Source organism: Streptomyces sp. NPDC102259, assembly GCF_044766465.1.
GTDB lineage: Bacteria > Actinomycetota > Actinomycetes > Streptomycetales > Streptomycetaceae > Streptomyces.
The window spans coordinates 1-7,531 of record NZ_JBIWMA010000059.1 but is presented as its reverse complement, the minus strand read 5'-3'; the positions used below and the strand labels follow the sequence as shown (position 1 = coordinate 7,531).

6 protein-coding genes are annotated in these 7,531 nt (G+C 73.0%); 1 reads left to right on the top strand and 5 read right to left on the bottom strand.

The window, feature by feature from the left end:
- Positions 1-144: 144 nt before the first annotated feature.
- From ACIRPU_RS44220 to ACIRPU_RS44200, 5 genes are all read right to left on the bottom strand, one after another.
- Complete coding sequence (locus ACIRPU_RS44220; protein WP_403878889.1) at positions 145-1,455, bottom strand: DUF58 domain-containing protein; 1,311 nt, start codon at positions 1,453-1,455, stop codon at positions 145-147.
- On the bottom strand, positions 1,455-2,444 hold the full coding sequence (locus ACIRPU_RS44215) for an AAA family ATPase (RefSeq protein WP_403878886.1): 990 nt from the start codon (positions 2,442-2,444) through the stop codon (positions 1,455-1,457). Before ACIRPU_RS44215 ends, ACIRPU_RS44220 begins: the two co-directional genes overlap by 1 nt.
- Complete coding sequence (locus ACIRPU_RS44210; protein ID WP_403878883.1) at positions 2,444-3,640, bottom strand: DUF4350 domain-containing protein; 1,197 nt, start codon at positions 3,638-3,640, stop codon at positions 2,444-2,446. Before ACIRPU_RS44210 ends, ACIRPU_RS44215 begins: the two co-directional genes overlap by 1 nt.
- Complete coding sequence (locus tag ACIRPU_RS44205; RefSeq protein WP_403878892.1) at positions 3,637-4,362, bottom strand: DUF4129 domain-containing protein; 726 nt, start codon at positions 4,360-4,362, stop codon at positions 3,637-3,639. Before ACIRPU_RS44205 ends, ACIRPU_RS44210 begins: the two co-directional genes overlap by 4 nt.
- Positions 4,363-4,489: 127 nt before the next feature.
- Positions 4,490-5,875 carry a glycerophosphoryl diester phosphodiesterase membrane domain-containing protein gene (locus ACIRPU_RS44200; RefSeq protein WP_403878880.1) on the bottom strand — a complete coding sequence of 462 codons (1,386 nt, stop codon included), beginning with the start codon at positions 5,873-5,875 and terminating at the stop codon, positions 4,490-4,492.
- A 140-nt stretch (positions 5,876-6,015) separates the two neighbouring features.
- Here ACIRPU_RS44200 and mtnA point away from each other — a divergent pair, with 140 nt between their 5' ends.
- Positions 6,016-7,167, top strand: coding sequence for an S-methyl-5-thioribose-1-phosphate isomerase (gene mtnA / locus ACIRPU_RS44195; RefSeq protein WP_403878877.1), 1,152 nt, complete (start codon positions 6,016-6,018; stop codon positions 7,165-7,167).
- Positions 7,168-7,531 lie beyond the last annotated feature (364 nt).

The following is a 7,531-nucleotide window of genomic DNA, read 5'->3' as shown; positions in this document are numbered from 1 at the left end:
GGTACTGCAGGGGGGACCCTGTGGGAGAGTAGGACACCGCCGAACAAATATTACGGGAAACCCCCGCACCTTATGGTGCGGGGGTTTTCTGCGTTTACAGGGCATGTGGTTTGAATGGGCTCTCTTCTGAGAGAGCCCATTTGTTTACAGGCGTCCCGCTGCCTTTAGTGCCAGGTAGGCGTCTGCGAGTGCGGGGGCCAGTTGGTCCGGTGTCGCGTCGACGACGGTGACGCCGTGCCGGCGGAGTTGGTCGGCGGTGCGATGACGTTCTGTCTGGGCCTGGGCTGCCGCCGCTGCCTCGTAGACCAACTCGGCGTTGCCGCGGGAAGTGGCCATATGGGCGATGTGAGGGTCTGCGACCGATGCCACCAGGACCGTATGGCGCTGGGTGAGCTGGGGGAGGACGGGGAGGAGGCCTTCCTCGACCGGGGCGGCGTCCAGCGTTGTCATGAGGACGATGAGGGAGCGTCGGGGGGCCGTGCGGAGGGCTGTGGCGGTGAGACCGCGGGCGTTCGTTTCGACCAGTTCGGGTTCGAGAGTGGCCATGGCGTTGACCAGGGACGGGAGAACGTCGCGCGCTGTTCGTCCCTGGACGAGGGCGCGTACTCGGCGGTCGTAGGCGAGGAGGTCGACTCGGTCGCCGGCGCGGGATGCCAGCGCGGCGAGGAGGAGTGCCGCGTCCATGGAGGAGTCCAGGCGGGGGGCGTCGCCGACGCGCCCGGCGGAGGTGCGGCCGGTGTCGAGGACGAGCAGGATGTGGCGGTCGCGTTCGGGGCGCCAGGTGCGGACGGCGACCGATGCGTGGCGCGCTGTGGCACGCCAGTCGATGGAGCGGGTGTCGTCACCGGGGACGTATTCGCGCAGGCTGTCGAACTCTGTGCCCTCGCCTCGGGTGAGGACGCTGGTGCGGCCGTCCAGTTCGCGTAGGCGGGCCAGTTTCGAGGGGAGGTGCTTGCGGCTGGTGAACGGGGGGAGGGCGCGTACGGTCCAGGGGACCTTGTGGGTGCCCTGGCGGGAGAAGAGGCCGAGGGGGCCGTAGGAGCGGATCGTGACGCGGTCGGTCTGGTGGTCGCCGCGGCGGGTGGGGCGTAGACGGGTGGTGATGCGGCGGCGTTCGCCGGGCGGGACCGTCAGGCGGTGACGGGAGGCCTCTGTCTCCGTTCCGGGCTGCCAGCTGCTGGGAGGCCAGGCGTCGCGGAGGTGGGCGCGCAGGGGGCGGCGGGACGGGTTCGTGAGGGTGAGGGTGACGTCCGCCGGGTCGCCGAGGCGGGCGGAGGTGTCACCGGAACGGGTGAGGCCCAGTCGGCGTACCGGGGCGGCCAGGGCGAAGTCGCAGGCGCAGGCCACGGCCAGGGGGGCATTGACGGCGAGCATGCCCGTCCAGCTGGGGTCCCAGATACCGACGGGGAGGGAGCCCAGGGCCGCGAGGAGTGCGGTGCGTCCGGTGAGCGCCATCAGCGGGGTACGGGGACGTGGGTGAGGATCGCGGTGATCACGGAGTCGGCCGTCACGCCTTCCATCTCGGCTTCCGGGCGGAGCTGCACGCGGTGGCGGAGGGTGGGGAGGGCGAGGGCTTTGACGTCGTCGGGGATGACGTAGTCGCGGCCGGTGAGCCAGGCCCAGGCGCGTGCGGTGGCGAGGAGGGCGGTCGCGCCCCGGGGGGAGACGCCCAGGGTGAGGGACGGGGACTCGCGGGTGGCGCGGCAGATGTCGACGACGTAGGCCGTGATCTCGGGAGAGATCGTCGTTTTGGCGACTGCGGCGCGGGCCGCCTCGAGGTCGGCCGGTCCTGCGACGGGGCGTATGCCGGCGGCGTGCAGGTCGCGCGGGTTGAAGCCGTCGGCATGGCGGGTGAGGACGTCGATCTCCTCCTGGCGGGAGGGGAGAGGGATCGTCAGTTTGAGCAGGAAGCGGTCCAGTTGGGCTTCGGGGAGGGGGTAGGTGCCCTCGTACTCGACGGGGTTCTGGGTCGCGGCGACCAGGAACGGGTCGGGGAGCGCACGCGGGGTGCCGTCGACGGTGACCTGGCGTTCCTCCATGGCTTCGAGGAGGGACGACTGGGTTTTCGGCGGGGTGCGGTTGATCTCGTCGGCGAGGAGGAGGTTGGTGAAGACCGGGCCGGGCTGGAAGGAGAACTCGGCGGTGCGGGTGTCGTAGACGAGGGAGCCGGTGATGTCGCTCGGCATGAGGTCGGGGGTGAACTGGACGCGCTTGGTGTCGAGTTCGAGTGCGGAGGCGAGGGCGCGGACGAGCAACGTCTTGGCCACTCCGGGGACTCCTTCGAGGAGGACGTGTCCGCGGCACAGGAGGGCGACGACGAGGCCCGTCACGGCGGGGTCCTGGCCGACCACGGCCTTGGAGATCTCGGCGCGCAGGGCCTCCAGGGAGGCGCGGGCGCGGCCCGGGTCCCCGGTGTTCCCGGCGATGTCAGTGGTCGGGTCCATCATGGACGGCGTACCTCTCTTTCGAGGGCGTCGAGTTGGTCGGCGAGCGCGATCAGGGCCGCGTCGTCGCCTGGCGGTGGGCCGAAGAGGAGGGAGTGCAGGGACTGTCCGTCGCCGTGGAGGTGGGCGGACAGGGCGGGGACGAGTGCCTCGGGCGCGTGCGCCTGGGTGACGGGGACGCCCAGGAGAGGGGCGAGGCGGATGCGGGTGGTGGAGCGAAGAGCGGCGGCCGCGCGGTCGCGGGCGTTGGCTTTGCGGTAGAGGCGGGCGCGGCCTTCGACGGTTTCGGAGGCGCGGATCGCCACGGGGAGTCTTTCGGGCACGAGGGGGCCGAGTCGACGTGCCCGCCAGAGGGCGGCGAGGGCTGCGGCGACGAACAGCTGAAGTGTGCCCCAGAGCCAGCCCGAGGGGAGCAGGTCGAAGAAGCTTTTCTCGTCGTCCGGGTCGGTGGCGGCGGTGTCGGAGAGCGAGGGGAGGTACCAGACCAGATGGCTGCGGGAGCCGAGGAGTTGGAGGGCGAGCGAGGCGTTGCCCTGTTCGTCGAGGCGCTTGTTGTAGAGGATGTCGGGCGCGCCGAGGACCACGGTGTCGCCGTCTCCGGAGGCGTCCGGGATGCGGAGCAGGGTGGCCAGGCGCTCGCTGGGGTAGCACTCGTCGGCGTCGAGGTGGCGGGTGGTGTAGCGGATGCCGCCGGTCTCCGCGGTGCCGGCGCGGCGGGCGGCGGGCAGCGCGCAGTCGGGGGAGAGCGCGGAGCCGCGGCTGTTGGCGGGGTCCGCGGTCACGCCGGGGGCGAGGGTTCCCACGGACCAGCCGCTGGGGGCGACGAGGACGGTCCGGCCGCCCGAGCCGGCGATCACCGTGTGCAGGTCCCGCTGTTGACGTTCCGCCAGGAGGTCCGGGGTGGCGACCAGCAGAGTGGTGTCCGGGCGCGCCGCGGCGCGGGCCTGGGCCAGGGTGGTGACCACGCGGGTGGACACGCCGCGGTCGGCGAGGAGTTCGGCTACCGCGCGGCTGCCGTAGGGGTCGGCGGAGCGCGGGTCGAGGGCGCCGTGGCGGGCGTCGGACTGGAGCGCGGCGAGCGTGACGGCCCCCGCCAGGAGCAGGACGAGCGCGAGGGTGACGCCTCGCGCGCGGGTCCACAGCCGGCGGGCGGTGGGCGAGGCCGAGGTGGACGGGAGCGTGGCCTCGGTCGTCATGGGGCGACTCCCCGGTGGGCGGGGTGGGCCGCGGTGTGGGTGCTGCTCGCCGTCAGTCGGGGCTTGGTGCGTTCCAGGTCGAGGTCGAGTTCGGCCATGCGTCCGTACGACTGCTGGGTGGCGCGGCGGCCGCCGTACGTCACGTCGTCGAAGTCGCGGGCGGCGGCGCGGAGTCGGTCGGTGTGGGCGGGCAGGGTGCGGCCGGCGTCGGCGGCGGCTTCGTCGGCCGTGCGGCCGGGGCGGGCGTCGAGGAGGGCGCGTTCCTCCAGGGAGCGGACGATGGCGCGCATGCGTTCCTGGACGGCCTGGTTCCAGTGGCCCTGGGCGGCCTGCGCCTCGGCTGCGGCGCGGTGTTCGGCGGCGCTGCGGGGACGGTCGTCGAAGAGGGCGGAGGCGGAGGTGGGCCGGCGGCGCGGGGAGCCCAGGCGCCACCACAGGGCGCCCACGACGGTTGCCAGGGCCAGGATGACGACCATCAGGCCGAGTGTGCCGCCGGGGGTGGCGGTCGAGGCGGTGCCGAAGAGGTCGCCGATCCAGTCCCAGAGGGTGTCCAGGGCGCGCTGGAACAGGTTGGGGTCGTTCTGGTGGTACAGGTCCTTGGACAGTTCACGGCGGGCCGCCTCCCGCGCGGGGTCGCGCGAGATGGTGAGCGGCGGTTCGTCGTCCGAGCGGGCCGCCAGGGACAGCGCGGCCGCGTCGCCCGCCCGGAGCAGCGCTGCCACGGCCCTTTCGGCGACGCGCGGCAGGGCCGCCTGGGCCGCGTCGGTGATGCCGGGCAGCGGTGCCCGTACGGGCAGGGCGCCCGGGAGCGGCACCGCTGTGAGTCCTCCCCCCGCCAGGCTCACCGCATCAACTCCCCGGGGTGGTGCCGGGAGCGGAGGCGGCGTAGTCCTGGACGCCCGCGGCGCGGGCCAGGTCGAGGTCGAGGGCCTCGCGGCGGATGCGCTGGTCGACGTAGAGGAGCACGGTGACTCCCGCCGAGATCGGGAAGGTGATCATGGAGCCGATGACCGAGCCGATGCCGCTGACGATCAGGTAGGTCCAGCCGTACTCGCTGCTCGCGTCGACCATGCCGCTGACGCCCCCGTCGCTCAGGGCGGCGCCGACGAGCGCGAAGGGGACGACGACGATCATCGCGACGATGTTAGCGATGATCAGGGCGAGCAACTGGATGCCGAAGACGCGCCACCAGGAGCCGCGGGTGAGCTTCACGGAACGGCCCAGCGCCTTCTTGATGCTCTGCTTCTCCAGCATCAGCGCGGGCGAGGCGAGGGAGAGGCGGATCAGCAGCCACAGCACCAGGACGATCGAGCCGAGGATGCCGAAGGCCTTGAGCGCGGCCCCCGCGTCGGAGCTTCCGGCGGCGCTCACGAGGATGCCCGGCAGCAGGCATACGAGGACGGTGCCGGCGGCGATGAGCATCAGCAGGAAGATCAGGCCGAACAGTTTGAGCACCTGGGGGCGGGCGTCGCGCCAGGCCTCGCCGAGGGTGACCGGTTTGCCGAGCACGGCTCGGCTGGTGACGGCGGTGAGCAGGGCGGTCGCCGTGATGGTGCCGATGAGGGTGATGAGGAGGACGGGGCCGGAGGCGCGCATGGCGTCGCCCATGGCGTTGAGCTGCTCGTCGGCGGTGGCGCTCGGGTCGCCGAGCGCGGTCGTGTCCGTGGCGTCGTCCAGGATGAGGCCCTGCAACAGGACGACGAAAATCTGGGTGATGACGGCGACGGTGAGCGAGATGCCCAGGACCGTGCGCCAGTAGGTGCGCATCGTGGCGACGGCGCCGTCGAGGATCTCGCCCACGGCGAGCGGGCGCAGCGGGATCACGCCGGGCTTCGCCGCGGGCGGGGGGCCGCCCCAGCCTGCGCCCCAGCCGGGAGCGCCGTAGCCGCCGTAACCGCCTTGTCCGGGGCCTGCGGGGCCGCCGGGGTAGGCGCCGCCGGGTCCGGCGGGCGGGTGGGCGCCCCAGCCGGGGCCGGGCGGCGGTGGGGGTGGCGGGGTCTGGCCCGCGTTGCGGCCCGGGTTCTGGGGGCCTGTGGGCGCGGACCACTGGCCGGGGCCGGGCGGGGGCTGTTCCTTGGACCACTTCGTGCCGGGGCTCTGCTGGTTCGCGCCCGGGTGGTCCGCGGGCTGGGCACCGGCGGGGCGGTCCGTGGGCTCGGCGGGGTGGGACGCGCCGGGCTCCTGTCCGTCGGACGGGGCGGATCCGGGCGAGGCCCAGCCCGGAGTGTCGTTCATCGTCGCTCCTTCACGGTGCCCGTCCGCGGGCGCGGCGGCAGGTTGGGAGCCATCGTGCCATGGGGCGTTGATCGGGTGACCGGCCGCGGTAGAGGCTGCACACCTTCAATTGTCCGCCCGATCGGGGGCAGACTGACCGCATGGCTGATCAGTACGCGCAACCCGGCGAGGACAAGCGGCCGGCCGAGATACCTGCGCTCCGTTGGGAGGAGCTACCGGAAGGTCCCGTGCTGGTCCTTCTCGACCAGACGAGGCTGCCGGCCCAGGAAGTCGAACTGGTGTGTACGGACGCGTCCGTACTGGTCGAGGCGATCCAGTCGCTGGCCGTGCGCGGGGCGCCGCTGCTCGGGATCGCCGGGGCTTACGGTGTCGCGCTCGCCGCCGCACGCGGCTTCGACGTGGACGAGGCCGCGAACGCGCTCGCGGGCGCCCGCCCCACCGCGGTGAACCTGTCCGTCGGTGTGCGCCGGGCCCGGGCCGCGTACCGCGAGGAGCTCGCCGAGGGCGGCGACCTGGCGCAGGGCGCGCAGGCCGCGCTGGCGGCGGCACGGCAGCTGCACCGGGAGGACGCCGAGGCCAGCGTCCGGATGGCCGGACACGGGCTGGCGCTCCTCGACGAGCTGCTGCCGGGTGGCGGGCACCGCGTCCTCACCCACTGCAACACCGGTGCGCTGGTCTCGGGCGGGGAGGGGACGGCGTTCGCGGTGGCGCTCGCGGCGCACCGGGTGGGCCGGCTTCGCCGGCTGTGGGTGGACGAGACGCGTCCGCTGCTCCAGGGCGCCCGCCTCACGGCGTACGAAGCGGCCCGCAACGGCATGGCGTACACCCTGCTGACGGACAACGCGGCGGGTTCGCTCTTCGCGGCGGGGGAGGTGGACGCGGTGCTGATCGGGGCGGATCGCATCGCGGCCGACGGGTCGGTGGCGAACAAGGTGGGGAGCTATCCGCTCGCGGTGCTGGCGCGGTACCACCATGTGCCGTTCATCGTGGTGGCGCCGGTGACGACGGTGGATCTGGAGACGCCGGACGGGGCGTCCATCGAGGTGGAGCAGCGGCCCGGGTTCGAGGTGACGGAGGTCATGGCGGCCCAGGCGCCGGTGACGGGAGCGGGCGGCGGGATTCCGGTGGCGCCGCTGGGGACCCAGGCGTATAACCCCGCGTTCGACGTGACGCCGCCCGAGCTGGTGACGGCGATCGTCACGGAGGAAGGCGCCGTGTCGCCGGTGACGGCCGACGCGCTCGCCGAGCTGTGTGGCAGGGCGCGCCGGGGAGGGGCGGGGGCGGCACTCTGACCGCCCGTCGATCAGGCGTCGATCAGCCGTCGTAGGCCGTCGGCCGGCTGTGTGCGCCGGGCTCGGTCCTAGGGCCTGTCGTTCGGATCAGGTCGGCCTGATCGACGGTGCCTTGTCGGCGGGGCCGAGCGGGGTGTGGTGCGTGCAGCTGCAAGGCGAAGGAGGGAGTTGATGCGATGGGGCCCCCGCGCGAGCGCAGTCGAGCGTGGGGGAGTCGGCGACCGACGACAACGCCGCAGATGTGCGTGCCACACCCCGCGACTGATCCAAACGACAGGCCCTAGGCCGTGTCTTCAAAAGATCTTGAGTGGTGGATCATGGTCGGGTGATACGTCGCCATGAACTGTCCGATGCCGAGTGGGAG

Bases quoted from the DNA above. Each gene is read 5' to 3' on its own strand.
- ACIRPU_RS44220 (WP_403878889.1), bottom strand. From the start codon at position 1,455: ATGGCGCTCACCGGACGCACCGCACTCCTCGCGGCCCTGGGCTCCCTC.
- ACIRPU_RS44215 (WP_403878886.1), bottom strand. From the start codon at position 2,444: ATGGACCCGACCACTGACATCGCCGGGAACACCGGGGACCCGGGCCGC.
- ACIRPU_RS44210 (WP_403878883.1), bottom strand. From the start codon at position 3,640: ATGACGACCGAGGCCACGCTCCCGTCCACCTCGGCCTCGCCCACCGCC.
- ACIRPU_RS44200 (WP_403878880.1), bottom strand. From the start codon at position 5,875: ATGAACGACACTCCGGGCTGGGCCTCGCCCGGATCCGCCCCGTCCGAC.
- mtnA (WP_403878877.1), top strand. From the start codon at position 6,016: ATGGCTGATCAGTACGCGCAACCCGGCGAGGACAAGCGGCCGGCCGAG.